This window comes from Alcaligenes phenolicus (genome assembly GCF_032063905.1).
Taxonomy (GTDB): domain Bacteria; phylum Pseudomonadota; class Gammaproteobacteria; order Burkholderiales; family Burkholderiaceae_B; genus Alcaligenes; species Alcaligenes phenolicus.
The window spans coordinates 35,280-62,100 of record NZ_DAMBOE010000005.1 but is presented as its reverse complement, the minus strand read 5'-3'; the positions used below and the strand labels follow the sequence as shown (position 1 = coordinate 62,100).

Sequence of the window (26,821 nt, the reverse complement as noted above, 5' to 3'; positions counted from 1 at the left end):
GAAAAGGACGCTTAGGCGTCCTTTTTTTCGGCTTTGGGGTGCTGTCTGCCGCAGCGGTGGAAAGCCGGTTCGGATAACCAGGAGACAATGCTCCATCAAGCTCCCGGCGACTCAAGAAAATCCGATCAAGAAAGGCTCGAAGTCAACGACTAGAGAAAATCCGGGCAAGGGAGGCTCGGACTCTGCGAATATCAATCCGTCTTTCGAACCGCCGTATCCAAAGCCTGCAACCGGGCCCAAAGCTCCTGGAAATCCAGATCCTGCGTGATCACTACCAGGCGCCCTTGTTGATCCGACCAGGGCCACTGCGGCACGGCCTGCCAAGGATAGGACTGATGCTGCACGGCATGAATCACCTGCGGCTGGTCCATGCCCTGCACAGGCAGAACAGCTTTAAGGCGCAATAGGCGAGGGCCTGCCCACTGGCACAGCTCCGACAACCAGGATTGCAGTTTGTCAGCGGGCAGAGCTTGAGGGAACAAGGCGCTTAACGAGTAGATGGAATCTCCATGGCGGGAAACATCAGGCTGGCCGACCGCGGACTCGTTGGAGCTTGCTCCATGCAAGTGAACAGACTCAAGGCGGTCAGCGTTGCCGTTGCCGTTGCCGTTGCCGTTGCCGTTGCCGTTGCCGTTGCCGTTGCCAGCCATGGTACCCGTGGCTTGGCTATGGCTATGCACCTGATCGTGATCGTGATCGTGATCGCCAGTATCTTGGCCCAATGCCTCGAACGCTTCCAGGCTCCAGGCCCGACCTTGTCCGGCTTGCTCGCCCAAGCCCAACAAACTGGGCGCAACGGTCTGCGCTGCCGACAAAATCTGCTGCTGCGCCAAAGGATTCAAACCGCGCACGTATTCAAGCAGTGCCGTTTCCGCCCCTGCATCCACCCGGTCACGCTTGCTGAACAGCAGCAGGTCTGCCACGGCTATCTGCCGTCGCGCTTCGGCATGGCGCGCCAGCGTTTCCAGCCCATGCTCCAGATCCACCACCGTCACCACACCCGCCAGGCTGTACTTCCCGGCCAGTTGCGGATCGCTTAACAAGGTATGCAAGATAGGGGCAGGATTGGCCAACCCAGTCGTTTCAATCAGCACCCGTCTAAACTGCCGCTGACCTGCCCGCGAAAAACGCCAGGTAATGTCGCGCAAGGTCTGTACCAGATCGCGCCGTATGGTGCAGCACAAACAACCGCTGCCCATAGCCTCGATCACGTTTTCCTGGCTATGCGCCACCAGATGATGGTCCAGCGCCGTCTGCCCAAACTCATTGATGATGACCAGGGTGTCGGCCATCTGCGCTTCTTTCAAAGCACGATTGATCAGAGTCGTTTTCCCGCTACCCAGAAAACCGGTCAACAGTGTGACCGGGATAGGGCCTTGTGCAGATTTGGGCATCGCATTCATCCGGCTAAGGGCCCGCCGTCGGGCCACCCGCCATTATACGAAGCCCAATACTGTCCCTTCTAGCGTAGAAACCGGGCCTCAATCTGCCGCATATGGGCATCGCCTTGCAAGCCAATAATGGTTTTGACGGAAGGCAGGCCGGAATCCACATTCTGAATGCCGCCATCCTGACGAATTTGGGCAAACACCGCTTGCATGGCCCCTACAGCCGCACGAATCGCATGATTGCCGTAAATCACCACGCCCACCTTGCCCAGTTGCGCAATGTCCGCCTCGGTCAATTGAGGATAGGCTGTTGGCACCAGCACCAGCGGCACCTTGCCGGTCCAGGCCTGCACAAAGGACAGAATCTGGTCTGGCGTGGCTTGTTTGGAGTGAATCAAAATGGCATCTGCACCCGCCTGCTCGTAAGCCAGCCCTCGCTTCAGGGCTTCTTCCTGCCCCAGGCCAGCGATCAGGGCCTCGACCCGCGCAATAATCAAGAAATCAGGATCACGGCGCGCAGCACAAGCCGCTTCAATCTTGCCCTGGAACTCTTCAATCCGTACCAGCTCCTGACGCCCGTCCGCTCGCAAGCTGGTGTCTTTAGGGAAGGTTTTATCCTCCATCACAATGGCACTGGCACCCGCCGCTTCATACAGCGGGATGATATAACTGACATTCACCGCATTGCCAAAGCCGGTATCAATGTCGGCAATCAAAGGAATATCCACGCTTGAGGCAATCGCCCGCATCATCTCCAGGTGAGTTCCCATCGACAGAATATTGGCATCGGGCACGGCATAACTGGCTGACAACTCAAAACCACTACCCCAAATCGCTCCGAAACCGGCATCCTGCGCCAGCCGAGCAGACAGGGGGTTATGTGCGGCCATCGCCGTCATCAAACGCCGTTGGGAGAAGGCTTCTTTCAACACCTGATTTTTTTTGCTATTCACACTATTTCTCCGTAAGGGGATCAGCTCAGTCGAGCAATGGCCTGGGCAATGCGGCTCATCGCCTCCTCCAGCTCCTGATCGCTGGAGGCATAAGACACCCGGAAGTGACCGGGTAGCTCAAATGCCGACCCTGGTACCACAGCCACCCCTGCACTGCGCAAGAAGTACATGCACAGGTCCTTGTCGGTACTGATCAACTGACCGGAAGGGTCTCGCAAACCCAATACGCCCTGACAGCTGGGAAACACGTAAAACGCGCCCATGGGAAGATCGCATTCAATGCCCGGCATGGCATTGAGCGCGGCTACCACCTTGTCACGGCGACGGCGGAACGCTTCCACAAACTCGGGCAGAAAATCCATGGGGCCATCCAATGCGGCCACGGCCGCTGCCTGGCTGATGGAGCTGGTATGGGAGGTCGCTTGCGACTGCACCAGATTCATGGCCTTGATCAAAGGCAGCGGACCAGCGGCGAACCCCACCCGCCAGCCGGTCATTGCATAGGCCTTGGAGACACCATTGATGGTCAATGTGCGCGCTGCCATATACGGGGACAAGGCGGCAGGCGTCGCAAAGGGTTCGTCGCTATAGCGGATTTTTTCGTATACATCATCAGCCATCACCCAGACATGCGGATGGCGCAACAGCACTTGCTCCAACGCTTCCAGTTCCTGGCGTGAATACACGGCACCACTGGGATTGGACGGAGAATTGAGCATCAGCCATTTGGTACGGGGGGTGATGGCGCGTTCAAGCTGATCGGCTTGCAACTTGAAACCGGCTTGTGCACTGCAACGCACAATGACCGGCTGGCCACCTGCCAACAAGACCATTTCAGGATAAGAAACCCAGGCAGGAGTAGGGATAATGACCTCATCCCCGTCCTGCACCGTGGCCTGCAAGGCGTTATACAAGGCTTGCTTGGCCCCGCAGCCTACCTGGATCTGATCGGGGCTGAAGTGCAGGCCATTGTCACGCTCGAACTTGCGCACCACGGCCTCACGCAGGGCCAGGGTGCCAGCGACCTCGGTATAGCGGGACTCATTACGATCAATTGCTTCTTTAGCCGCCTGACGCACATGCTCGGGGGTCGCAAAGTCCGGCTCGCCTTGACTGAGGGTAATCACAGACTGCCCCTGTTGCCGCATTTGATTAGCCAGACGCGTCATCTCTTTGGTGGCCGATGCCTTGGCTCCCAACACGCGCTGGGCCAGCGCGATCTCTTCCTGACATTGCACAGAGCTCATTGTGTCCATCCTACTTTTACTTTGAAAATGAAACGGGTCAGCAGCAGCGGCAGGAATATCGCCATCAACAGCACCAAGCTATACGCACTGGCCTGCGCCAAACGCCCACTGTCCACCAATTGAAAAACCTCGATAGGCAGGGTGCTCATCCCGCCAAAATACAGAACCACCGTGGCGGATAATTCCGACAGGGTCGTGATCCACATCAACACCGTGGCGGCAATCACGGCAGGCCATACCACCGGCAAAACGACCTTCGCAAAAGTTGGCATCGGCGCTACGCCCAGGCTGATGGAGGCCTCCTCGATAGAATTGCGCAAGTTATGCAAAGGCCCCATGGCCGCCCGCACACTGGTGGGCACCCGGCGTAAAAAGTAGGCCAGCGCCATAATCACCCAACTGCCCGTCAGCACCAGCCAGCCGCTGTTAAACACATTGATCAAGGCAATGCCCAGCACCGTGCCGGCAATCGTCAAGGGCAGCATGACCAGCACATCCAGGCCCGCACTCAAGCCGGACGGCCGTTTCACAATCAGATAGGCCGCCACGATGGAAAACACGGCACCAGCGCTGGTTGCCGCAGCACCCAGCAGCAGGGAGTTGTACAAAGGTCCAGGTGCCTGCACCAGGGCTTGCTGCATATGGCTCAAGGTAAAGCCGCCATACTTCAGCACCGGCCCGATAGAGGGCGTAAATGCGGTAACAATCACCACCATCACGGGTAGCACCGACAACACGATCAGGATCGACACCAAAGAGGCGCACACAGCGGCCTGCCAGGCACGCAAGGGAACGCGCTCCGGAGCTCGTCCAGACTCCATCTGGTAGGTGCGTCGGGCTACAACCCACTTTTGAATCAGCAGCAAGGCCAGGCCCAGAAACACCAGCAAAGAAGCCATGGTGGTCTGCATTTGCGGATTACCACCCATCTCGCTGACAAACTCGTTATATGTCTTGACCGCCAGCACGGGAGTGCGGGCTCCCAGAATGGCTGGAACACCAAAATCCCCGATGACGTGCATGAAAACCAGCACCGAGGCACCGCATAAAGCCGGCACCATCAAAGGAAAGGTCACCGTGCGCAAGGTGCGAACGGGGGAGCTGCCCAGACTCAGGCCCGCCTCTTCCAGGTTGCGATCCATGGACTTCAAACCTACCAGCACGGCAACATAGGCGTACACGTAGTTGTTCAAGGTCATCACAAAAACCAGACCCCACCAGGAATACAAGGACGGCAGCTCCAGACCCAAGGGCGCCAGCAAGCTATTGAGCACACCTTGCTTACCCAGCACCACGATCCAGGCCGCCGCCACCACCACATCTGGAATGACCAGGGTCAGCAGGGGCAAGACACCCAGACAGGCGGCCAAGGGGAAGGAAAAGCGAGCGGCGGCCAGGGCCAAACCAGCGCCCAGCACCAGACTGAGCAGGGTAACCGCGCCTCCTAGCCACAAGGTGTTGAACAGGCTCTCCCGGTAAGCGGGCTCAGAGAAGAACTGCACGTAGCCGTGCAAGCCAAACTGACCTTCCTTGTTGAACAGGGAACTGGTCAGCATGGACAAGACCGGCCACAGCAAAAAGTAGCCCAGCAAGGTCACCGCCCCCAGCGCCAGCATCAACCAGACTGGATCGCGTCGCAAAGAAACCAGCATCATGTCCGCTCCACCAAAAGAGCCGACTCGGGAACGCGCAATACCACCGCATCGCCCCGTTCCCAGCTCTGGCTGACGCCGGTATTCCAGACCACCGCCTTCAGAAAACCGAATTCGGTGCGCAACTGATATGCCGTACTGGGGCCCCGGTAATCCACGCTCTCAATTCGCGCGGCAATGTCCCCCTCGTCCAGCGGACGCAAGGCATCCACACTCAGGGTTTCAGGCCGCACAGCCAACATCGTCTGCTCAGAAAAACGCCCGGCAGACTGGATACGCACAATGCAGCCTGCCGTCCGGAAGCGGCGGCAGCCGTCTACGGCTTGACCGAGCTCCTCCTGAAGCTCGATCAGATTGGCCCCTCCTACAAAATCAGCCACAAAGCTGTTGTCAGGGCAGCGATAAATCTGCTCGGGTGTCCCGACCTGGCGGACGCAGCCCCGATCCATGACGGCAATGTAATCAGACACGCTTAGCGCTTCTTCCTGATCATGCGTCACAAACACGGTAGTAATGCCGGCTTCCTGCTGCAAGTCCCGCAGTATCTCGCGCAGATCGGTGCGCAGCTTTGCATCCAGGGCAGACAAGGGCTCATCCAGCAAGAGCAGATCGGGCTTGATCACCAAAGCGCGTGCCATGGCCACTCGCTGTCGCTGCCCACCGGACAAGGCAGACGGCAAGGCATCCGCCTTGTCCTTCAAGCCCACGCGCGCCAGCATTTCCAACGCGGGGACGCGAGCCTGGGAGCGAGACTGGCCACGCGCCAGCAAACCGTAGCTGACGTTATCCAGCACGCTGCGATCCGGAAACAGCGCGTAATCCTGAAACACCATGCCCACATTGCGTTTATGCACAGGCACTCGCGTCATGTCTGTTTGGCCGAACAGCACCTTGCCATGATCAGGGCGCACAAACCCGGCCAGCATGCGCAGCAAGGTCGTCTTGCCACAACCCGATGGCCCCAGCAGGGTAAACAAGGAGCCACTGGGGATGTCCAGATCCAAGCCGTGAAACAAAGTTTGCGAGCCGTAGCTTTGCTCAATACCTGATAGATGTATCTGCATACCAGTCCCGCCTAGCGTTGGGAAACCAGTGCACGCCAACGTGCCAGAAAAGCTTCACGATCCGCACCCATACGATCATCATCCAGCGCATGCACACGGATCTGATCCATGGCAGGCAAGCTTGTCAGCGTATTGACGGCAATATCACTGCGCAAAGGGCGACGGAACGCGCTTTTGAACACCTCTTCCTGAGCAGGGCGGGAGGCAAGGAAGTCATACAACTTGCGAGCGGATTCGGGGTTACGCCCGCCCTTGATCAAGGCCATGCCTTCCGGCGACAGGAAAGTGCCCTCTTTGGGGTAGACCAGGTCAATCGTATCCAGACCACCGGCCACATATTGATAGGCGGCATATTCCATCGTTACCGCAACCGCAAACTCGCCATTGGCAACGCCCTCGTAGGCGCCGGAGGTGGTCCCGACCACCACAGCATTGCGCACGACCTTCTCAAACACCTCCTGACCCATCAGATCTTGCAGGCCGTACAAGGCAACATAAGAAGAGCTGCTGCGCTCCGGATCTGGAATCACGATCTTGCCCTTCCAGGCCGGATCAGCCAGATCCGCCCAACTGTCAGGCGCCTTGAGCTTGCCCAACTGCCGCTCGTTAAGCATCAACACCGTGACATGGGTGTTGGTACCCAACCAACGTTGCTCAGCTCCCTGATACTGGGCACCTACTGCACTGGCCTCGGGCGACGAATAGGGCGCCAGGTACTCGGCATACTGCGACAAGGTGGAAAACCCACCGGACCAGAACAAATCGCCCAAGGGTTGTTCTGCTTCAGCCTTGATACGCTGCATCAAGGCGCCGGAACCAGCCCGCACCACGGACACCGATATCTCGGGGTGAACCTGACGAAATTGCTCGATCACCGTGTTCACCACATCGATGTTATTGGAGGAGTACAACACCACTTCATCCGCCTTGGCAGCCCCCGTACCCAAGCAGGAAAGCATGAGCAAAGCGGATAGATAAGGGAAACTGTTTTGCATGATTATTTCCTGTAATTTCAATAAAATTGCATGAAAATCATGGTATTTATCTTAGATTACGGTTCTGTTACACCCTACACCTACCCCCTGTTAAGCGTAGCCCTATCATGAGTTTTAATCATGCTTGAGAATGTTCCTCTGGTCCCCCTGCGCGTATTTGTCGCGGTGGGCCGACAAGGCAATTTCACCCGTGCAGCCCAAAGCCTGGGGATCACCCAAAGCGCAGTCAGCCGGCATATCGCCACCCTGGAAAAAGTCAGCAAGCAGGCCCTGTTCATTCGACGCGGCCCCTATATTGAGCTGACGGCAGCCGGCTTGCAGCTGTATGACACGGTCAAAGATGCCATGGCCACCCTGGAGATGGCCATTCAGCAAATCACCCATCAGCAGGATCAGCACGAACGGCTGCGAGTCCGCACCTCCATGCCCAGCTTTTCAATGACGGTGCTGGTGCCCATGCTTGGCCAGTTCACCGCCCAGCACCATATGCAAATTGATCTGATCACCAATCTGTCGCCACCCCGTCCTAATGAAGAGTTTGATGTGTTGATCAGCCGGGACTTGAGCCTGCCCGACAGCGAAAGCTGGGAGCTCATACGCGAAGAGCTGGTATGCGTGGCAGCACCCGCCTTGATCCAGCAACATAGCGGGCAGGCCTGGGAGCACTGGCCTATGGTGACCGCACGCTCACGACCAGACATGTTGGGTTTATGGGCTTTGGATCAGGGTATCGAGCCTTCGCGGCTGCTGATGAGCGCCACCTACGATCACCTGTTTTTCGCGATTGCCGGGGCCATTGCCGGCTCCGGATTTCTGGTTGTGCCGCGTTTACTGGTGATGGACCATCTACGCGATGGCGTTCTGCGGGAAGTCGGCCCTGGCCAAGTCGCCACAGGCGCGACCTACATGGCCTATGTCAACGCACAATCCCCCCAGCAAAGTGAGGCCCGCCAGTTTTGCCGATGGTTGAAAAGCAGCTTGCGACAACGCATTGCGCCTTGAGGCCATTCGCGTCATCTCGCTGATTCAGTCAAGCTCTGCGACGTCGCAGCTGACTGATCCAGCTATAGGCACTGACCAGGGTAATGCCCATCAACACCAGTAAAGCGCCCATCACAAAACGGGGTTCTATGGCCTCGCCCAGCAGGAAAGCGCCGAATAAAACACCGAACAAAGGGGTTGCGAAGGAAAACACCCCCAGGCGCGACGCCTGATAATTACGCAGCAACCAGAACCAGACCAGAAAGCTCAGGAAAGCCACCACCACGGACTGGAACACCAGGCTGGCGCCCAGCAAGCCGGACCAATTAATATCGGTTTGCCCGGTCACGACAGCGGCCACCATCAAAATCACAAAAGCGCTGAATAGCTGATACAGCAAGGCTTCCGAAGGCGGCACAGCAGACAGGCGCGTGCTGCGGATCAGTACGGTGGTAAAGCCCCACAAGGCTCCGGCTGCCAAGGCCATCAAGTCCCCGATCAACATGCGTCCCAGATTGGCCCCATCCATGCTGGCCGGGCCCAAAAAGGTAATGGCGATACCCGCCACCGCCAGCCCAATCCCTACCCATTGCAAGCGGGCCAGACGCTCGGACGGCAAGAGAATATGCAGGCCCAAAGCCGCAAACACGGGCGCGGTATATAAAAACACCACCACGTGCGCTGCGGAGGTAAAACGCAGGCTCTCACCCAGCAGCAAATACTCCAGCGCAAACAGCAAACCGGCCATCAACCCCGGCTTCCAGGCCCCTTCCGTGAAGGCCAGCTTGTGCGTGCGCACCAGAACCAGCAAAGCCACCAGCACACAGGCCACACCCGAGCGCAAACCGATCTGAAAAATAGGCGCCATGTCATTGGCCGTGGCCTTGAGCAAAATCTGCTGAAAGCTCCAGATCAGGCACAGGACCAGCATGGCACCGCTGGCCAACGCATCCAGCGGTTTACGTTCTTCGCTCATGGTTTTTTTATCCGAAAAATAGCGTGCTTTCCCCTATGACCGAACAGGGGCAGAGGGGGGGTGCAAAAAATGATTATCCGTGAAATTTCCCCGAATCAAAACGGGGCAAAACTTTCTTTACCCTCGGATAAGCCTTAATTGATATATCAAAAAGCCCTCCCTAGAATCATTTAAGCCTAAAAAACAGGAAAGGGCTTGGGAGACAGACATGACGCTTAGCAATACCGACCGGGTACGAATCGAACTGGAGCACCGCATTGCCAGCGGTGATCTGCCGCCGGGCAGCGCCATTGATGAATCCTTGCTGTGCACTTTTTTCCGGGTATCACGCACCCCGGTACGCGAAGCCTTGTTGCAGTTGGCAGCCACCGGACAAGTGCGCATTGCCCCCCGAGCCGGTATTTTTGTCACCCAGCACACCATTGAAGAGCTGGAAGAAATGCTGGAAACCCTGGCGCTGCTGGAAGGTGCCTGTACGCAACTGGCGGCCTACCGCATCAGCAATGCCCAGATTCGCGAACTGGAGCGTTTGCAAAAGCGCGGTGCCAAGGCCCTGCAGGAAAAAAGCCTGGCAGATTACGCCACGTACAACGCCGAATTGCACGCCCTGATCCACAGCATTGCCGGCAATACCTTCATGGTGCAGCAAATTGAACACCTGCGCCGTCTGACCAACCCTTACCGCCACCGCCATCTGGATCAGGAAAACCGCATGGAGCAGTCCTGGCATGAACATCAGGCACTGACCCAGGCCCTGGCCCAACGCGACGGCCCCAGCGCCATGCAGGCAGCGGCCAGCCATGTGCTGTCCGGAGCCGAATCCCTGCGCCGTGTCGCCCAGGCCCATCCCGAGAAATGGGAGTTCGACAAGCGCGAGCGCTATAGCTGGCTAAACGCCCAGCTCAACCCTTTAGCCGGGTTTTATATGCGGCACTGAATTAATAATTAGCTAAAAAAACTACCACTCATACCGAGGAGACTTTCTCATGTTTGCAAGCCGTTTCACACGGCGTGCGCTGGCTGCGCTCGCCCTGACATTAAGCCCTGTGGCCGCTTTACACGCTGCCGAACCCATTCGTCTGGTCGTGGGTTTTGCTCCCGGCGGCGGGGTCGACACCCTGGCCCGCGTCACCGCCCAGGCGCTAAGCAAAGAGCTGGATCGCACCGTGATTGTGGAAAACAAATCCGGCGCAGGTGGCACCATTTCTGCCGACTATGTGTCCAAGTCCCAGGCCGATGGCAACACCTTGCTGTTTGCCGATACTTCCTTGCTGGTCGCCCCCTATATTTACCCGGCGCTGCGCTACGACCTGCAACGTGACTTCACCCCTATCGGCATGGTGGGCCAGTCTGATCTGGCTCTGGCCGTTCCGGGTGACAGCCCTGTCAAAACCGTGGCCGAATTGATCGAAGCCATTCGCAAGGCACCTCCTCAAACAGAAACCTTCGCCTCGGTGGGCGTAGGCTCGGTGCACCATCTGGGCGGTGAACTGTTCGCCTTGCAGACCAAAACCGAACTGGTGCATGTACCCTATCGCGGCGGTGCACCGGCCAGCCAGGCTCTGGCATCCGGTGAAGTATCCATGTCCTTTGCCAGCCTGGCTTCCTCGATTGGCCTGGCCAACTCCGGCCGCATTCGTCTGCTTGCCACCTTGTCCGAACGCCGCTTCCCCGGCATGCCCGATCTGCCCAGCGTCGCGGAAACCATTCCTGGCTATAGCGTGACACCGTCGCTGTTCATGCTGGCCCCACAAAACGTGGACCCGGCTTTGATCGCCACCGTCAGCAAGGCATTGGAAAACAGCATGCAGCAAAAGCAAGTGCAGGATGCCTTTCTGGCCCAAGGTTCGGTCGCCGGCTATCAAGATGCCCAGGCCACCGAAAAATGGCTGGGTGAAGAAACAGAACGCTGGGCCAATGTCATCAAGACCGCCCAACTCGAATTTAAACAATGAAATAAGCAGCTACTGTTATGACGACTGACAACTCTGGCGCCCAGCGCCCCGTACTTGGCCTGATCGTGCCACCAGCCGCCGGTCTGGTGCCTCCGGAAGGCCCGGAAATGTACCCGGAAATCGACTTCATCGCCCAAGGTCTGGCGCTAAGTTCGGTGGACAAGGAAGGCTACGACCAGGTCATTGACCAGGTCGTTGAAGCCGCTCAAAAGCTGGCCGCCCGGGGCGCCCAAGCCGTGTCCTTGATGGGGACTTCGCTGAGCTTTTACCGCGGCTCGGACTTTAACGAGGAACTGGTGGCCCGCCTGCGTGAATCCACCGGCCTGCCTTGCTCCACCATGAGCCACGCCATTTTGCGCGGCCTGCAGGTCAGCGGCATCGAACGGGTTGCAGTGGCCTCGTCCTATATTGATGACGTGAACCAGCGCCTGGTCCGATTTCTGGGCCAGAACCAGGTCCAGGCCGTCTGCGCCTATGGACTGGGCGTTAACGACGTCACGGCCATGTCGAAAATCAGCACGCAGGAGCTGGTAGACCTGTGTCTGAAGACGTGGGACATCGCCCAAGAGCAGGCCCCCGGTCAGGCACAAGGTTTGCTGCTGTCTTGCGGCGGCCTGGTATCGCTGGAAGCTGTACGTCAGGTCGAGGACAAACTGGGCGTCACTGTCGTGTCCAGCTCGCCTGCTGGCTTCTGGGATCTGGTGGCGACAGCTGGCCTGGATTTATTTCCGCAGGGGATGGGACGACTGGCACAAGAGCGTCAAACCGCCTGATACCTCGATGTAGATAGCCCCTTGTCCGCAAACGCGGATAGGGGCACGTAACACACTATTTGCGCACACTAACGCCACGCAGATTGTGCCGCCCCACAGGCCGACGTGACCTGTTTGGCATCAAAACAAGGCAAAGGGCTGTCTCACCAAGGCTCGGGCTGGGCCACGTCCAGCTTATGTTGCTCATCGTACGTAGTCATGCCCCCCCAAAGGTTGGAACAGTCTCCAACTTCTGGGGGGCAAGCCAAGCTGGGTGTGGGACTTATTGTTCAGACCTCTGCAACATCAAAAGCGATGCGCCCGCAGCGCACTCAAGCGCGGCCCAACAAAATGCCTTCTCCCGTCCTGGTCGCCGGTCCGCTGACCGCCCCCAAGCAGAGCCGTTTTATCTAGGCTCGACCAGCGGACAAAAACCCCGCACGCGCCTGGGCTCCTTCTACACTGTCGCGGCAGACCAGCGCCTGATCAGCATCCATATAAATACCCAGTCGGTTCATGGCATTGGCGACCTGATTCACCGACTCCTTGGTCATGCGGATAATCGCCGCAGGCGACTCCGAAGCCCGCTTGGCCAAAGACTGTGCCACCGCCACGGCCTGACCAGGCTCGCAGACCTCATCCAGCAGGCCCCAGTCCAGCGCCTGTTCAGCACCGAAGCGTTCGGCCAGCAAGATGGCACGTTTGGTGCGAGCGGCACCCAGCATGTTCACCATGCGTGGAATGGCGCCCCAGCCCATGTTCAGGCCCACCTTGGCTTCAGGCAGATACAAGAAAGACGTCTGCGAGGCCACACGCCAATCGCAAGCCAGTGCCAAGGCAACCGAGCCACCTACGGCGGCGCCTTCAATGGCGGCAATGGTCAGCTGTGGCAGCTCTTCCCACAGGCGGCACAAGCGTGCACCGCGCTGAGCTACATCCCGACGCTCCAGCAAGCCAGCCTGCTCGTCGTTCCACTTTTGCGGGTCTTTCAGATCAATCCCGGCCGAGAAAATGTCCTTGGCCCCAGTCAGTACCACGGTGTGAATCTCCAGCGACAAGGCCAGATCCTGCGCCACCTGCGTCAGGGCCAGCAAAGTGTCCTGATCAATAGCATTACGGTTCACGCCGCGATCAAAGCGCACCAGCGCATGGTCGCCGGTCACCTTGACCGTCACACTGCGGCCATATTTGCGTTTCATGAATGTCTCCCCAAAGGTTCGGAAAAATCAGCTCTGCGAGCGATGGCTCCCATCACTGCGCGACAGGCGCGTGACGTAGCGGAATTCATAAGGTGGGTAAAAGCTGACCGCCACTTCCATGACCTTGCCCGCCAGATTGCGGAAGGTGCGGATAATCAGCAGCGCCGGATCGGAGTCCTCGTAACCCAGAAAGCGCGCGACATGCGGTGGAAAGCGCGAGGCGGAAATTTCCATCTCGATGGTCTCCACCACCTCGCCGCAATGCTCTTCCAGCAGTGGATACACACCGCCGGGCTGGGTAGAGATCAGGTCGGCCACCGCCTGGTATTCCTTGCGCAGATAAATATCTGTCCAGGAAATGCCGCGCTTGCTGCCCGGCACACTGCGGTAGGTTTCCACCTTCACCCAATCCGCCGGATCACCGTCCAGCGCGGTTTCAGGCGGCTGCTTATCCACACAAACCGCCTTTTTATGCACGTGCAGATCGGTAAATTCCAGATAGCGCTGCAACTGGTCCGTGGTATCCAGCGCCAGACCAAACTGCGGCTTGGGATGCTGACGTATCACGGTGGTACCGGCACGGCGACGCCGCTCGATCAAACCCAGATCGGTCAGCTTGCGTATGGCTTCACGCGCCGTGTGCCGACCGACCCCGTACATCTCGCACAGCTCCATCTCGGTGGGCAGCTTGGAACCGACGGGGTAATGGCCCGAACGGATCAGCTCCAACAAGCGATCGCTCATGTTCTGATACAGGGTTGGCTTGGCGCTGGACTGGGATTCGGTGTTTGCCATACGGTTTTCAGCTTAAAGAGACAGGCGGCGCATCGCAGCCAGGGTGTCGCGGGTGAACTGCTCAGGACATTCACTTTGGGGAAAATGCCCGATGCCCGGCCATTCTATATATTCCACCGGAACTTTGCCTTCTCGCAGCAGGCGTTCGACCTCTCTGGCGGACTCTGGCGGCACGGACCAGTCCTCGCTGCCTTCCACAATCACCACCGGGCAACGAATATCCTCCAGAATCTGCTCCATGCGAAAACCGCCAAAGGCACAGATATCCGCAAAGGCCACCGCCGGAATGCAACGACGGGCATCCGTCACCACTTCCAGCGCACGGGCCGGGTCGGACAGGGTGCCCATCAAGGTGCGGAAGGTCACTTCAAACCAGTCGCCCGGATTGATACGCGCCATCTCCAGAATGCGCGGGTTGTAGCCGGAGGACTTGACCACATTCACCGAAGCGCCATCGACCAGCACCAGTCCACGAATACGCTCGGGTGCCATGGCAGCGGCCTGGGCAACAACGCCCCCGCCCATGGAGTGCCCCATCAAGACCGGATTCTGGATACCCGCTGCATCCAGAAATTGCAGCAGATACTGGGCATTTTGCGGGGTGGCGTTATGAGGTCCACCCAATGGCATGCCGCTCTTGCCGTGACCGGGTAAATCCAGCGCATACACCGTGTAGAAGGGCGCAAAGTGGTCCAGCACATATTGCCAGGACAGGCTGTCCTGACTGGCGCCGTGCACCATCACCAAGGCAGGACCGGAACCGGCCAGATCGTAATAGGCGCGGATACCATCCGCAGTTGTCACATAAGGCATGCTCAGACCTCCAGCTCGCCCGTCAGACGGGTCAGGGCGTACAACAACATCCAGTTCTGCACGCAGGCGCGCAAATCGCCCCCCACCACCAGACGGTGCTGACGCACCAAACGGTTAAATGGAAAGCCCTGAGCCAAATCCGCAAAAGCAGCACTATCGCCTTCCAGCCAGAATGGCACCTCACGCGGGCCTGTGCCCGCCTGCACATCCTGTTCTGACACGGCCAGCCAACCATGCTCGCCGGTGTCGGTATTGCGCAGCGCCACGCAAACATCGGCCAGCACACTGTGCTGCCGTACAAAATCATCGGCGCGGGCGCGCTTGGCCCAGGCAGCCAGCACGGCAGGGTCAAACAGAGATAAAGAAGTCAGCATCAGACATACCTTTGTCGAAGAAGGAACTTCTGCACTTTGCCCGAAGAGGACTGGGGCAGGGAATCCACAATAAAGATGCGTTTGGGTACTTTAAAGCCGGACAGTTTTTCCCGACAAAACTCGCGCAGCACTTCCACATCCGGCTCACGGCCATTGGCAGGCACAATCGCAGCAACCAGCTCTTCGCCCCAATACTCGTGGGGCAGGCCAAAGGCGGCGGCCTCGCGCACATCGGTGTGGCTGGCCAGACAGTTTTCCACTTCCAGCGCGGCCACGTTTTCGCCGCCCGTCTTGATCATATCTTTGCTGCGGCCCATGAAATAGGCAAAGCCTTCATCGTCCACCCGAATCAAATCGCCAGTGTGCAGCCAGCCATCGGCATCCAACACCTGGGCGGTCAGCTCGGGCTGCCGCCAATAGCCTTTGAACACAGTCGGGCCACGCACCTGCATTTCGCCCGGCCCGCGCTGATCAGGCAGCACCTTGCCATCGGCATCAACCAGCCGATACTGCACATGCCGCCACAGGTAGCCGATGGAACCGGGATGCTCCAGAATCTCCTGCGTGTAGCGATTCTTGATGGTAGTGACACAGCTTTCCGTCATGCCAAAGCCCCAGCTGAATTCAGCATTGGGAAACACGGTTCGGATCAAGTCCTGACGCCACTGGCCCAAAGGCGCAGCCGCAGTTTGCACAAACTGGGCACCGGGCAGGGACAGCGCTTTGAACTCTGGGTGATCGGTCAAGCCCACCCACATGGCGGACAACAAAAACACATGCGTAGGCTGGTACAGACGCAGCGCGTCCATGACCGCATCGGCCTCGAAACGCGGCACCACATGCAAGCTGCCACCGGCATACAGAATGGGGCCATTCACCACCCCGAAACCGCCAATGTGAAACAAGGGTGTCGCCAGCAAGGAGCGGCTGTTGGCATCAATGCCCAGCTCCATGATGTAGTTCACCGCATTGGCCGACAGATTGCCATGTGTCAGCATGGCCCCCTTGGGGGCTGAGGTCGTACCCGAGGTGTACATGATGATGGCCACATCCTCATCCCCCACACGTCCAAAGCGATGCTGCACCGGATCATCCGCACGGTGATCGGGCAAGGACTCGGGCAGGTGTTCCAGCCACTGCACGGCACTGTTCAAACCGCCTTCAGACTCGATCTGCTCGCGCAAGGGACGGTAGGCCGGGTCCACAATACACACGGTAGGCTGGGCATCGTCCAGCAAGTAACGCAGTTCGGCGGCGCCGTAACGGGTGTTCACCGGCACCAGAGAAAAACCGCCTACGGCTGTGGCATGCAGCAAGGCCAGATAGTCGATGGAATTGGGCGTCATGATGGCCACCCGATCCCCCGGCTGTACGCCCAAACCTTTCAAATAAGCCGACAAGGCGCGCGCACGGGCGCAGAACTGGCCAAAGGACAAGGCCTGGCGCTCGTCCGAGACCGCTACCTTGTCGGGGTAGCGCTCGGCATTGAACATGGCGACCTGGTAAATATTAGGCATGATGCGAAGCCTCTGCGGCGTGGCCCAGATAGGCTGCTGCAATTTGGGGGTTATTCATGATGTCTTTGCTGTCGCCCGCCAGACTCAAGCGCCCGGTTTCCAGCACAACGGCATGGTTCGACAACTTCAGCGCCAGGCGAGCGTTCTGCTCCACCAGCACAATCGTGGTGCCGTCCTGGCTGATCTGACGAATCGCACGGGCCACTTCCAAGGTGACCGCCGGGGCCAGACCCAGGGAGGGTTCATCCAGCAAGAGCAGGCGGGGCCGGGACATCAAGGCACGGCCAATCGCACACATTTGCTGCTCGCCACCCGAGAGGTGGCGACCCTGGCTTTGCTCGCGCTCCAGCAGACGCGGGAAGTAGCCATAAATACGTTCCAGATCCACCGTAATGTCTACCTGATCGCGACGCAGATACGCCCCCATCAAGAGGTTCTCGCGTACCGTCAGTTCCGGGAACAGGCGACGGCCTTCAGGCGACAGGGCAATGCCCAGATTTACACGGCGTTCTGCGCTCAAGTTCTGGATAGGCTGGCCTTCCAGCAGGATTTCTCCCCCAGCAACCGGCACCAGACCGCTAATGGCTTTCATCAGGGTCGATTTACCCGCGCCATTGGCCCCGATCACGGCGCACACACTGGCCTCTTCCACCGCAAAACTGACCTTGTCCAAGGCCCGTACCGCGCCATAGGACACGCTCAAGTCCTTGATTTCCAGCATGGGCGCAGGCTTGCTGACCTTGGCAGCTTCCTGACCAGTTGTAGAGACCGAAGCCGAGTGTCCCGTCCCGTTTTGCGCAGCGCGGACCTCCACGGCTGGTTCCAGCCCAGGTTCCTTGTCCAGATCCGCACCCAGATAGGCTTCAATCACCCGCGGGTCCTGACGCACTTGTGCGGTCGGGCCTTCGGCCAGCAAACGACCGTTAACCAGCACCACCAGCTTTTGACACAGACGCATCACCAGGCCCATATCGTGCTCGACCACCACCACATCAATGCCACTGGCGTGGATGCGTTCAATCAGGTCGGCCATGGCCACGGTTTCCACCGGGTTCAGACCAGCAGCGGGCTCATCCATTAAAAGAAGGCGGGGCATGGCTGTCAGGGCCATGCCCACACCCAAAATCTTCTGCAAACCGTAGGCCAGCGAATCAGCCTGCTCATCGGCTACAGATTCCAGGCCAATCAAGGCCAAGGCTTGTTCTGCCTGTCGCGCCGCTTCCTGGCGGCCACGGCGTACACCCCAAGGGTTGAACAGCGACCAGGGCGAAGGAAACTGACGGAACAGAGCCGCGCGATACAGGTTTTCAAATACCGTGTGGCCTGCAAATACATGCGTCATCTGGAAGGTACGCACCAGACCCTGGCGCGCCAAGGACGCGGCCGGGCGACCCGTAATCGCGGCACCATCCATGGTGACTGCACCCGCGCTGGGCTTGGTCGCACCGGCAATCAGATTGAACAGCGTAGTTTTACCGGCTCCGTTGGGGCCGATCACGCCGGTAATCTGGCCGGGAGCCGTGCTGAAGGACACCTCGTCCACCGCGCGGATCCCACCAAAATGTCGGCTAAGACCCTGAACATTCAATTGCACGCTCATGCTGCCTCCTTGCGCGCGCCGCGCCACTTACGCCACAGACCCGCCAAACCTTGCGGCATGAACAAGAGCAGCAAAATCAAAGTCAGGCCATAGATCAGGCGCTGATACTGCTGCAAGTCGCGCAGCAACTCGGGCAGGGGGATCAGGATTGCGGCCCCCACCACGGCACCAGCCAGGGCACCCACACCACCCAGCACATTCATGATGACGGCATTTACCGCTGTCCAGAAACCGAAGGAATCAGGTGAGATATAGCCTTGGTAATGGGCATACAAGCTGCCTGTCCAGCCAGCAATCAGGGCGCTGAGCACAAATACGCTGACCCGAAAACGCAGCACATTCAATCCGCCCGAGCGCACCAGTTGTTCGCTCTGATGCAAAGAGTCCGCCACCATGCCCCATTCGCGGCGGTACAGGGCCCGCAGCACGAAATACACCACCAAGGCAAAGCTGACCGTCACCAGATAAACGCCGTAACGCCCTTCAGGAATCGGCAAGCTGGCTTGCAGGGCCGGAATCTGGCCAAAGCCGTTATTGCCGCCAAACAGTTCGTGGAACTCGATAAAGCACAGCACCACGGCTTCGCCCAGGGCGAAGGTCAAGAGTGCGAAATGCACACCCTTGATACGCATAAAAATAGGGCCGGTGATCACAGCTAATGCTGCCGTCAGCACTCCGGCGCCCAAAAACGCGGCTGGAAAGGACCAGCCATAATCTCGACTCAAAATGGCCGAGGCATACGCCCCCAGCCCGAACAAGGCACCATGCGCCAGCGAAAGCTGGCCGATGCGCAAAACCAGATTCATGCTCATGGCCAGGCAGGCGTACAGCGACACCATGATGGCCAGATGCAGGGCAAAGCGAGGCTGTCCGGCCCACACGGGCCAGCCCAGCAGCACCGCGACCACAACGGCATGCCAGACCCATTGCAGGGCGCCATCACGCGGATAGAAAGAAGCAGTTTTGATCGCGCTCATGACGATTTCCCCATCAAACCGCTGGGTTTGACCAGCAACACGGCCATCACGATCAGGAAGGACAACATGGTGGCCACGGTCGCGTTATAGAAGGTGGACGCCACGGCCTCGGTGACACTCAGAATCAGGGCGGCAACCACTGCACCGGGCAAGCTGCCCAGACCACCCAGAACCACAATAATGAAGGCTTTCACCACCACGGCTTCGCCCATATAGGGGTGCACGGTGTAGACCGGCGCCATCAGGGCACCCGACAAACCGGCCAGGCCGCAACTCAAGGCAAAGGTGAAGGCCATGATCTTCCAGGAACTGACGCCTTGCAGACGTGCCACTTCCCGATCCTGCGCCACCGCACGTATCGTCATGCCGATACGGGTACGCTCGATCAGAAAATAGAAGGCAGCCAGCGCCAGCACACTCATGCCCACAATCAGCAATTGATCCTTGGCGAAAAAGGCTTGGCCAATTTGCCAGGCACCTTCCACCGGACGGCGTACCGATTGCTCGTCCACCGAGAACAGCAGCGAGATCCCGGCCTGCAAGGTAATCGCCAAAGCCAGGGACATGATCATGCCGCCCATCTCGTCTCCCACAAAGCGACGGAACAGGCCACGTTCAGCCAGTAAACCCAGGAACCCCACCAGCACGGCAGCGGCCGCGATAGAGGGCAGGTAGGGCCAGCCAAACTGACCATAAAACACATACATGGCGTAAGCGCCCAGCATGTAGAACTCGCCGTGAGCGAAGTTCACCACCCGCAAGATGCCAAACACCAGCGTGAAACCCAGGGCTACCAGGGCGTACACGAAAGTGGACATCAAGGCGATGATGGCGATTTGCATTGCGATCTGCATAATTGCTAACCGTATCAAGGTGCACTCCACCGCCGTGGCGGAGTGCGTACTGAAACAAAACCGGTAATTAGCGGGCGTCGAACTTGTTGATGACCTTGGCCTTGCCATCCTCGATCACGCCCAGGTAGGCCGGGGTTGCGATCTGGTGGTTCACGCCATAGACATCCTTGCCGCCCCAGACAATCGCGCCTTGAATGCCGTCAAAGCTGCTATTGGCTTCAATGCGGGCACGCACGGCATCGGTATCGTCCACGGTGCCAGCTTCGTTAATGGCCTTGAACAGCAGGCGGGTGGCATCGTAGAAGTAGAAAACGAAGTCATCCATGCTGTTGCTGTGGACCTTGGCGTAAGCCTGGCTCAGCTTCTGGTAGGGCTCACTGGATGGGTCGGCCGACAGGTACACCAGGGTGCCCTGAGCGTTCTCTGCACCGGCAGACTTCACGGTTTCAGCCACGTTATTGCCGCCAAACTTGGTGAACTGGCCTTTGAAGCCCATTTCACGTGCCTGACGTATCACAATACCGGCCGGGCCAGGTGGCACCGTATCCAGTTCGATGAAGTCCACGTTCTTGGCCAGAATGCTGGTCAGCAAGGTGCGGAAATCGTTTTGCGAGCGCTCGAAGAACTTGGTTTCAGCCACGTCGTAACCGGCGTCCTTGTAAGCAGCGGTCTGGATCTTTTGCGTGCTCCAGCCGGTCGCATCGTTAGGCGACAAGATCGCCAGACGCTTCAGCTCGGGGCGTTCCTGCTTCAACCAGCCGATCAACTGACGGTTGTATTCGTACTGCGTAGGCAGCACGCGGAACATGTATTGCGTGTTCGCATCCAGCACTTCGGTCGAGTAGCTGTTGGACAGCATGATGACCTTGTTGCGCTCGGTAATCGGCTTCATGGCCATGACCGAAGCCGAGCCAATAGGGCCGATGATGTATTTCACTTCATCCTGATCGATCAGACGATTGGTGGCGGTTACCGCATCCGCTGCCTTGTAGTGGTCGTCGTAGGTCAGCACTTCGACCTTGTACTTCTTGTCGCCCACGGCCAATCCACCGGCCTGATTGATTTCATCCACGGCGATTTTCACGCCACCATCAATAGCCAGCCCCCAGGGCGCGCCTGGACCTGTCATGCCTCCTACCACACCCAGCTTGAGCGTTTGAGCCTGCGCACCCAGCGCGGCCACCATCCCTGCTGCTGCCAGTACACCCCGTATCCCGTTTTTCATGGACCTGCTCCTATTAATTGACCGGACATAATTGTTGTTTGATACGAACAATATAATAGGGAGCGGATACTTGTCTATGGAAATATGGATTGATAATGACCTTATAACCAGTGCCTACAAGGGGATAGACCCGAATTTAAGGGAAAACACCGACATGACCTGTCGGTTTATTTGTACGGACTTTAGTCTATATATTTATATGGAAAAGTCATGGCCTGGGCACGTATTTCGCTAGAGAGTGGAGTTGAAACGGCCTGCTCACAGACACCAAAAAGCCGCTTTCCATAACAGAAAGCGGCCCCGAGGTCCTGCCAGTTCACCCTATCAGGCGGCGGTTTGGCTGGCCTGAGTCTCCAATTGAGCAAAGAATACCTGCAAGCGATCCATGGCCTGCTCGATTTGCTCATACGAGGCAGAGCCAAAGCACAGGCGCAAGAAACCTTCACCTTGCGGACCGTAGAAGCTACCTGCCTCAACCACCACACGGGCTTCCTTCAGCAAGCGCTCAGCCAGTTCCTGCGAAGGCACACCCGTGGCACGTACATCGGCAAAGGCATAAATCGTGCCTTCCACCTGGGCGCAATTGACATTCGCCATGGCATTCAGACGTTGCAGCATCAGGCGGCGCTTGGCATCGTCGTCCGCAATCATCCCGCGCAGGGCTTCTTGCTGCCCGACCACTGCTTCCAGCGCGCCCGCCTGAATAAAGGTATTCACATGGGTGACATCGTTCGCGGTGATCTTCAACAAGCCGGGCATCAACCAGGCAGGCGCAGCCAGATACCCAATGCGCCAGCCATCCATGGCGTAGGACTTGGTGAAGGCAAACATGGACACGGTGCGTTCCTGCATGCCGGGCAGGGAGGCAATGCTGATGTGCTCGGCATCGTCATAGGTAATGTCCTCGTAGACTTCATCAGAGACCACGATCAGATCGTGCTTGATCGCCAATTGCGCCAGAGCTTCCAGCTCGCTGCGGCGATACACACGGCCCGTGGGGTTGGCCGGATTGACCAGCACCACCATACGGGTATGGGGCGTAATCGCCGCTTCGATGGCCTTCGCATCAATGGCAAAACCCTGTTCCTTGTTCAGCGGCACCAGCACCGGATGCGCCCCGGCCAGCTCGATTTTGCCTATATGTTGCGGGTAGTGCGGCGAGAGCAAAATCACCTCATCACCCTCGTCCAGAATGGCGAAGAAAGCGGCAAAGGAAGCATGCGTCAGCCCATTGGTGACCAGCACATCATCCGGCCCGACATCCAACTTGTTTTGCTTGCGCAGCTTGGCGGCCAAGGCTTCGCGCAAAGCGGGCACACCACGCAGATCGCTGTAATGCACCTCGCCGCGCATCAGGGCATCGGCTGCCGCCTGCTTGATCGCCACCGGCGTATCCGCGTCCGGGCGGCCAACTTCCAGATGAATCAGGTCCGAGGTATCGCCTTGCAGACGAGCCGCCTGCTCGTACATGCCAAAGGATTTTTGGGAGGTGCCGGTAATGCGTTTTGCTAGCTTCATGAAAAATTGTTCCTTCAGAATAAGACAGGCCCCAAGACCTGCCGGAAACCATCCCGCCCTAAGCAGCCAAGGACTGGATCACTTTGCCCAGAAAGGACTCGCAGGCGGCCAACTGCTCCAGGCTGACGTATTCATCAGCCTTGTGCGCCACGGTGATGGAGCCAGGCCCGCAGACAATGCTGGGCACGCCCGCTTCCTGGAAAAACGAGGCTTCGGTGCCATAGGCCACACGTTGTGCGGCGGACTCACCCAGCAAGGCCAACGCCATTTTTTTCAGCTCCTGGCTGTCTTCGTCATCCAGGGCAGGAATGCTGCCCAGACATTCGAATTCGATCGCCGCATCACCATGGCGTGCCTGCATGCGCGGCAAGACCTGCTCATAGGCAAAGCGGCGCAAATTGCCGATGAAGCCATCCGGGTCCACGCCAGGCAGATAGCGGTATTCAAAGGAGAACTCGCAATGGGCCGGGATAATATTCATGCCATTGCCACCGGAAATCGTGTTGGTGGAAATGGTGGAAAAGGGCACATCAAAGCCTTCAATGCGCTTGCCGACCTGGGCCTCTTCATCCGCCAGATGCTGAATGTGCGAAACCAGATTGGCGGCGTACTCGATTGCGTTCAGTCCGTGTGGTGTCAAAGAGGAATGGGCGGCGCAGCCTTTGACGCGGCAGCGATAAATGCGGCCGCCTTTATGGGCCGCCACAACGCGCATGCTGGTGGGTTCGCCCACAATGCAGCCGCTGGGCTGGATGCCGGCTTTACGCATTTCCTCGATCAGGCCGGGAATGCCCAGACAGCCCACTTCTTCGTCGTAGCTCAAGGCCAGATGCACGGGCTCGCGCAGTGTCATGGAACCCAGGCGTTGCGCCTGCGCCATAGCCACGCCGATAAAGCCTTTCATGTCGCAAGCGCCCCGGCCAAACAAACGACCATCACGAATCTGGGCCTGAAAAGGATCGCTGGACCATGCCTGCCCGTCGACTGGCACCACGTCTGTATGGCCAGACAAGACCACGCCCCCCGCCCCCTGGCCGAAGGTTGCCAGCAGATTGGCTTTGGAGCGCGATTCGTTGTAATCAAAACGCACTTGGGCACCCGCCGATTCGAGCCGGTTGGCGGCCCATTCAATCAATGCCAGATTGGAGTTTCTGCTTACCGTATCAAAGCCAATCAGGGACGAAACATGCTCGATCACCTGGGCCGAAGGGGCCTCCTGCCTGCTCATATGCCAGCTCCTTATTGCTATTATCCAAAACTGAATTCAGTTTATATAGCAGGTATATCGCTGTCAACAAGTCTAGGTGTTTGTACTAGAAATTCACTTTTTGTTTTTTATAAATCTGTTTAATTTCAACAAATTAATGAATTACAAAGTTGTTTTATACCTATAGCACTTATTGACCATCAAGTATGAAAATGAATATATTCACAAAAATGAGTTCAATTGAATTCACTTACTGCGATTACCAATAAGGACTATCATGAGACAACAATCGCGCCCCGCAGACCCGGTCCCCTCCAAGGCCGAGGATCTGCTTTTCGGCAAAATCCTCTGGCGGCTGATGCCCATCCTGTTCATCAGCTACATCGTTGCCTACATCGACCGCGTCAACGTGGGCTTTGCCAAGCTGCAAATGCTGCAAGACCTGAATTTTTCAGCCGAGGTCTATGGCCTGGGTTCGGGCATCTTCTTTGTGGGCTTTTTGTTGTTCGAGATCCCCAGCAACCTGTTGCTGTACCGCTTTGGTGCCCGCGCCTGGCTGACACGCATCATGGTCACCTGGGGCATCCTGTCCGTGTTGACCATGTTCGTCACCACTCCCACACAGTTCTATATCGTCCGCTTCTTGCTGGGCGTGGCGGAAGCCGGCTTTTTACCCGGCGTGGTGTATTACCTGGCGCAATGGTTCCCCCCACAACGCCAGGGCCGCGTCATGGCAACCTTGGTCACCGCCGCTGCGGCAGGCGGCATGATCGTAGGCCCGCTGTCTGGCTGGATCATGGATGTGTTTTCAGAGTCCCAACACCTGCATAACTGGCAATGGCTGTTCCTCTTACAGGGGCTGCCCGCAGTCTTTGTAGCGGCCTTGCTGTGGGCGACCTTGCCCAACCGTCCTGAAGACGCCAAATGGTTGAGCCAGGAAGAAAAAACCCTGCTGCACACCCTGAACCAGGACGCGCAACGCGAGCTGCCGCGCAAGGACAAGATTGCTGAAGTACTGGGCAAACCCAATGTGTGGTGGCTGGCCTGCGTGCTGCTGTCCCTGAACCTGGGCATTTATGCGGTGATCTTCTGGACGCCCACCATCATTCAGGAAGCCGGTATCAAGAACCTGACCCACATTGGCTATATTGCCGCCTTGCCCTATGCCGCCTCAGCCCTGGCCATGCTGATTCTGGGTCGTTCCTCCGACTACTTTGGGGAACGTCGCTGGCACTTGACCATTGCCTGCGCAGGTGGTGTTATCGGCCTGCTGATGACGGCCTTGGCACCGGACCCGACCTTGCGCATTATTGGCGTCATCATTGCCACAGCCATGTTCATTGGCGGCACACCTCTGGTCTGGGCCTTGGGCGGCAATTTCATGAGTGGCCGCGCCGCTGCAACCGGCTATGCCCTGATCAATGCAGTAGCAGCCTTGGGCGGCTTGTTTGGCCCCTATGCCATGGGTCTGGCGCAAGAGATGAGTGGCAGCACCAGCACCGCTGTATTGACCATTGCCGGTCTGGCCGTACTGGGTGGTTTGTGCGTCTTTGCCCTGCCATCTGCCCGCCAGCAAAACGCCCTGGATCAGGCCGCCAAACTGCATGCTGTCCCCAGCAAAGGCGGTGCCCAATGATGCGCCGTCACGTAAAAACCGCTTCGGCTGGCTGTGTTGGACTGGCTACGCTGATCGCCAGCTCCTGCGCCACGGCACAAACCGGCGACAACGTCACCTTGTACGGCATTCTGGATGCGGGCCTGACCTGGATCAGCAACGCCAACGGCCCCTCCAAAGCCACGCTGGATACCGGCGTCATGCAAGGCAACCGATTGGGTCTGCGTGGCTCAGAATCACTGGGCAATGGCATGAGCGCCATCTTCCAGCTGGAGAACGGCTTCTCCCTGGCGACCGGAGAAATGGGACAGGGCGGCGCCCTGTGGGGCCGCCAAGCCTGGGTTGGCCTGAAATCCGATTATCTGGGCAGCATCAAGCTGGGCAGACAATACGATTTCTTCACCGACACCCTGCAGGCTTTCTACACGCCCACCTGGTCGGCAGGCGGCTATTCGAACAGCCCCCTGGACAATGACCGCATGAGCGGCCAGCGGGTCAATCAATCGGTGAAATACGTAACGCCTTCCTTTGCCGGTGTTGAACTGGGTGCCATGTACGGCTTCCCGGAACGGCGCGAAGGGCAGGCCCAAACCGGACGCACCATCAGCTTTACGGCCAACTACAAGAACGGCAATTTTGCGACGGGCGCCGCTTATACCGAAGTGCAAGAAGCCAGCCTGGACATCAGCCCGCTTACCGGCGGTGGCGCACCCAATCGAGTCGGCGGCCGTTACCTGCGCGACTGGGGCATAGGAGCAAACTACGCCTTCGATAAAGTGACTATCTACGGTGTGTTTTCACAAGCCCTTTACGTGGCTCCCGATGGCCAGCAAAAGAACCATACCTTCCGCAACTATCAGCTGGGTTTTGCCTGGCGCGCGGCGCCCAATCTGGTACTGGGGCCGGGCTATGGGCTGACCACCCTGGGATCGAACAAATACCATCAACTGAACCTGACGGCCGACTACTTCCTGTCCAAGCGCACGGATATTTATACCCAGGCCATCATCCAGCACGCGCAAGGCGAGGGCGCGACGGCCAACGTGATCAGCATGCCCAGTTCCACGGGGCGTAACCAGACCTTGTTAAGGGTGGGGATACGAACCAAGTTCTAGGCACAAACCCGATCAGCGCAGCGGGGTCTGTACGATACAATCATCCATT

The 26,821-nt window shown here is 58.2% G+C and carries 24 protein-coding genes; 6 read left to right on the top strand and 18 right to left on the bottom strand.

Annotation, left to right across the window (positions count from 1 at the left end; all coding sequences use genetic code 11):
• Positions 1–191: 191 nt before the first annotated feature.
• The 6 genes from U2949_RS11720 to U2949_RS11695 form a co-directional block, all read right to left on the bottom strand.
• The gene (locus U2949_RS11720; RefSeq protein ID WP_321287901.1) at positions 192–1,394 is read right to left on the bottom strand and encodes a CobW family GTP-binding protein; all 1,203 of its coding nucleotides are present in this window, start codon (positions 1,392–1,394) and stop codon (positions 192–194) included.
• A gap of 68 nt (positions 1,395–1,462) precedes the next feature.
• Entirely contained in the window at positions 1,463–2,341 is an 879-nt protein-coding gene (locus tag U2949_RS11715) for a phosphonopyruvate hydrolase (RefSeq protein WP_321287899.1), read from the bottom strand.
• 20 nt (positions 2,342–2,361) lie between these two features.
• Complete coding sequence (locus U2949_RS11710) at positions 2,362–3,588, bottom strand: pyridoxal phosphate-dependent aminotransferase (protein ID WP_239054942.1); 1,227 nt, start codon at positions 3,586–3,588, stop codon at positions 2,362–2,364.
• A complete protein-coding gene (locus U2949_RS11705) occupies positions 3,585–5,243 on the bottom strand; it encodes an ABC transporter permease (protein ID WP_321287896.1) in 1,659 nt (552 codons plus the stop codon). The genes U2949_RS11710 and U2949_RS11705 overlap by 4 nt, the downstream gene beginning before the upstream one ends.
• Positions 5,240–6,304 carry an ABC transporter ATP-binding protein gene (locus tag U2949_RS11700; RefSeq protein ID WP_321287893.1) on the bottom strand — a complete coding sequence of 355 codons (1,065 nt, stop codon included), beginning with the start codon at positions 6,302–6,304 and terminating at the stop codon, positions 5,240–5,242. Before U2949_RS11700 ends, U2949_RS11705 begins: the two co-directional genes overlap by 4 nt.
• An 11-nt stretch (positions 6,305–6,315) precedes the next feature.
• Positions 6,316–7,299 carry an ABC transporter substrate-binding protein gene (locus U2949_RS11695; RefSeq protein WP_257723315.1) on the bottom strand — a complete coding sequence of 328 codons (984 nt, stop codon included), beginning with the start codon at positions 7,297–7,299 and terminating at the stop codon, positions 6,316–6,318.
• 120 nt (positions 7,300–7,419) lie between these two features.
• Between U2949_RS11695 and U2949_RS11690 the strand changes: the two genes are divergently transcribed.
• Positions 7,420–8,301 carry a LysR family transcriptional regulator gene (locus U2949_RS11690; RefSeq protein ID WP_257723314.1) on the top strand — a complete coding sequence of 294 codons (882 nt, stop codon included), beginning with the start codon at positions 7,420–7,422 and terminating at the stop codon, positions 8,299–8,301.
• A gap of 28 nt (positions 8,302–8,329) precedes the next feature.
• On the opposite strand, the gene U2949_RS11685 is transcribed toward U2949_RS11690, so the two are convergent.
• Entirely contained in the window at positions 8,330–9,256 is a 927-nt protein-coding gene (locus U2949_RS11685) for a DMT family transporter (RefSeq protein WP_257723313.1), read from the bottom strand.
• A gap of 208 nt (positions 9,257–9,464) precedes the next feature.
• Between U2949_RS11685 and U2949_RS11680 the strand changes: the two genes are divergently transcribed.
• The 3 genes from U2949_RS11680 to U2949_RS11670 are packed head-to-tail and all read left to right on the top strand — an operon-like array spanning position 9,465 to position 11,984.
• On the top strand, positions 9,465–10,193 hold the full coding sequence (locus U2949_RS11680; protein ID WP_026483950.1) for a GntR family transcriptional regulator: 729 nt from the start codon (positions 9,465–9,467) through the stop codon (positions 10,191–10,193).
• 49 nt (positions 10,194–10,242) lie between these two features.
• Positions 10,243–11,211, top strand: coding sequence for a Bug family tripartite tricarboxylate transporter substrate binding protein (locus U2949_RS11675; protein ID WP_257723312.1), 969 nt, complete (start codon positions 10,243–10,245; stop codon positions 11,209–11,211).
• A gap of 17 nt (positions 11,212–11,228) precedes the next feature.
• Positions 11,229–11,984, top strand: a complete 756-nt coding sequence (locus U2949_RS11670; RefSeq protein ID WP_321287889.1) for an arylmalonate decarboxylase — start codon at positions 11,229–11,231, stop codon at positions 11,982–11,984.
• 389 nt (positions 11,985–12,373) lie between these two features.
• Here the strand turns inward: U2949_RS11670 and U2949_RS11665 are convergent, their stop codons facing one another.
• The 11 genes from U2949_RS11665 to argE all read right to left on the bottom strand — a co-directional run bounded on the left by U2949_RS11665 (position 12,374) and on the right by argE (position 24,063).
• Positions 12,374–13,162, bottom strand: a complete 789-nt coding sequence (locus tag U2949_RS11665) for an enoyl-CoA hydratase/isomerase family protein (RefSeq protein WP_321287887.1) — start codon at positions 13,160–13,162, stop codon at positions 12,374–12,376.
• 27 nt (positions 13,163–13,189) lie between these two features.
• The gene (locus tag U2949_RS11660) at positions 13,190–13,957 is read right to left on the bottom strand and encodes a GntR family transcriptional regulator (RefSeq protein ID WP_060186768.1); all 768 of its coding nucleotides are present in this window, start codon (positions 13,955–13,957) and stop codon (positions 13,190–13,192) included.
• Between the two features lie 12 nt (positions 13,958–13,969).
• On the bottom strand, positions 13,970–14,770 hold the full coding sequence (locus U2949_RS11655; RefSeq protein ID WP_321287884.1) for an alpha/beta fold hydrolase: 801 nt from the start codon (positions 14,768–14,770) through the stop codon (positions 13,970–13,972).
• 2 nt (positions 14,771–14,772) lie between these two features.
• Positions 14,773–15,144: a hypothetical protein gene (locus U2949_RS11650; RefSeq protein WP_321287883.1), complete on the bottom strand. Its 372-nt coding sequence runs from the start codon at positions 15,142–15,144 to the stop codon at positions 14,773–14,775.
• Positions 15,144–16,661: a class I adenylate-forming enzyme family protein gene (locus U2949_RS11645; protein WP_199265228.1), complete on the bottom strand. Its 1,518-nt coding sequence runs from the start codon at positions 16,659–16,661 to the stop codon at positions 15,144–15,146. The genes U2949_RS11650 and U2949_RS11645 overlap by 1 nt, the downstream gene beginning before the upstream one ends.
• Positions 16,654–18,261: an ATP-binding cassette domain-containing protein gene (locus tag U2949_RS11640; RefSeq protein WP_321287880.1), complete on the bottom strand. Its 1,608-nt coding sequence runs from the start codon at positions 18,259–18,261 to the stop codon at positions 16,654–16,656. The genes U2949_RS11645 and U2949_RS11640 overlap by 8 nt, the downstream gene beginning before the upstream one ends.
• The gene (locus U2949_RS11635; protein WP_321287878.1) at positions 18,258–19,238 is read right to left on the bottom strand and encodes a branched-chain amino acid ABC transporter permease; all 981 of its coding nucleotides are present in this window, start codon (positions 19,236–19,238) and stop codon (positions 18,258–18,260) included. The genes U2949_RS11640 and U2949_RS11635 overlap by 4 nt, the downstream gene beginning before the upstream one ends.
• The gene (locus U2949_RS11630; RefSeq protein ID WP_021447158.1) at positions 19,235–20,080 is read right to left on the bottom strand and encodes a branched-chain amino acid ABC transporter permease; all 846 of its coding nucleotides are present in this window, start codon (positions 20,078–20,080) and stop codon (positions 19,235–19,237) included. Before U2949_RS11630 ends, U2949_RS11635 begins: the two co-directional genes overlap by 4 nt.
• A 79-nt stretch (positions 20,081–20,159) precedes the next feature.
• On the bottom strand, positions 20,160–21,317 hold the full coding sequence (locus U2949_RS11625) for an ABC transporter substrate-binding protein (RefSeq protein ID WP_257723306.1): 1,158 nt from the start codon (positions 21,315–21,317) through the stop codon (positions 20,160–20,162).
• Between the two features lie 324 nt (positions 21,318–21,641).
• On the bottom strand, positions 21,642–22,835 hold the full coding sequence (locus U2949_RS11620) for a pyridoxal phosphate-dependent aminotransferase (RefSeq protein ID WP_321287876.1): 1,194 nt from the start codon (positions 22,833–22,835) through the stop codon (positions 21,642–21,644).
• Positions 22,836–22,893: 58 nt separating this feature from the next.
• Complete coding sequence (gene argE / locus U2949_RS11615) at positions 22,894–24,063, bottom strand: acetylornithine deacetylase (protein ID WP_321287874.1); 1,170 nt, start codon at positions 24,061–24,063, stop codon at positions 22,894–22,896.
• A 256-nt stretch (positions 24,064–24,319) separates the two neighbouring features.
• Between argE and U2949_RS11610 the strand changes: the two genes are divergently transcribed.
• A complete protein-coding gene (locus U2949_RS11610; RefSeq protein ID WP_321287873.1) occupies positions 24,320–25,678 on the top strand; it encodes an MFS transporter in 1,359 nt (452 codons plus the stop codon).
• Entirely contained in the window at positions 25,675–26,772 is a 1,098-nt protein-coding gene (locus tag U2949_RS11605) for a porin (RefSeq protein WP_321287871.1), read from the top strand. The genes U2949_RS11610 and U2949_RS11605 overlap by 4 nt, the downstream gene beginning before the upstream one ends.
• The last annotated feature ends 49 nt before the right edge of the window (positions 26,773–26,821 follow it).